At 46.2% G+C, this 1,217-nt stretch carries 4 tRNA genes and 1 rRNA gene; all 5 read left to right on the plus strand.

The features are described from left to right. A 16S ribosomal RNA gene (locus L4D06_RS25340) occupies nt 1–233 on the plus strand; the annotation flags it as partial. Between the two features lie 112 nt (nt 234–345). Next, nucleotides 346–421: transfer RNA gene (locus tag L4D06_RS25345), tRNA-Glu, on the plus strand. 1 nt (nt 422) lies between these two features. Then, nucleotides 423–498: transfer RNA gene (locus L4D06_RS25350), tRNA-Lys, on the plus strand. 31 nt (nt 499–529) lie between these two features. Continuing rightward, nucleotides 530–605: transfer RNA gene (locus L4D06_RS25355), tRNA-Val, on the plus strand. Nucleotides 606–693: 88 nt separating this feature from the next. Next, nucleotides 694–769 (plus strand) — tRNA-Ala (locus tag L4D06_RS25360). Nucleotides 770–1,217 lie beyond the last annotated feature (448 nt).

Below are 1,217 nucleotides of genomic sequence, written 5' to 3' on the forward strand. Positions count from 1 at the left end.
AAGTCTGCAACTCGACTCCGTGAAGTCGGAATCGCTAGTAATCGTAGATCAGAATGCTACGGTGAATACGTTCCCGGGCCTTGTACACACCGCCCGTCACACCATGGGAGTGGGCTGCACCAGAAGTAGATAGCTTAACCTTCGGGAGGGCGTTTACCACGGTGTGGTTCATGACTGGGGTGAAGTCGTAACAAGGTAGCCCTAGGGGAACCTGGGGCTGGATCACCTCCTTAACGATACTATCGATGCCAGTGTCCACACAAATTGTATAGGTTGAAAAAGTAAAGAGTGGTTGAGGTCCCAAACCTCAACGCATCAGCAGCGAAAGTTGTTGAAAAGATTTGTGTCCCATTCGTCTAGAGGCCTAGGACACCGCCCTTTCACGGCGGTAACAGGGGTTCGACTCCCCTATGGGACGCCACGGGTCGTTAGCTCAGTTGGTAGAGCAGTTGACTTTTAATCAATTGGTCGTAGGTTCGAATCCTACACGACCCACCATCTCCTCCACAGGGGATGTAAAACTTATTGTGGGCGATTAGCTCAGTTGGGAGAGCACCTCCCTTACAAGGAGGGGGTCACTGGTTCGAGCCCGGTATCGCCCACCACTTTCTCTCTAGTCAGATCAATAATTTCGCGATTGGTATCTCCAAGCGTTGAATAATTTCGTCTGAATAGAAAAGAAAGCACCTATTTGGGGCTATAGCTCAGCTGGGAGAGCGCTTGCATGGCATGCAAGAGGTCGACGGTTCGATCCCGTCTAGCTCCACCACTTTCTAAAAACATTCTCAAAAGTGTGTTTAGAAAGTGGATATTCTCGTCAGAGAAACACTACTTTGCTCTTTAAAAATCTGGAAAGCTGACTAGTAGATTTATGACTTCTCTTTATAGAGAGGGAATAAATTGAAATCTGTTTCTTATCTCTCTACCCGAGAGATAACGAAACAAAAGTTCTCAAAACGTTAATTCTTCGGAATTAACACCAAACACATTCAAGTGTTCTTGGTTTCATTCTTCTCTTAGAGAAGGATGAACATATTTGAGTCCGGCGAAAAACCGTTCATTAATTTGAACATGTTCTTTAACGAGAACACCTTGGTTGCTGTTTTGTTTTCACTTTAAAAAGTGAACGCAAACGGTCCATACGCAAGACCTCTTGGGGTTGTATGGTTAAGTGACTAAGCGTACACGGTGGATGCCTTGGCAGTCAGAGGCGATGA

Source organism: Enterovibrio makurazakiensis (assembly GCF_050336585.1).
GTDB classification, from domain to species: Bacteria; Pseudomonadota; Gammaproteobacteria; order Enterobacterales; family Vibrionaceae; genus Enterovibrio; species Enterovibrio gelatinilyticus.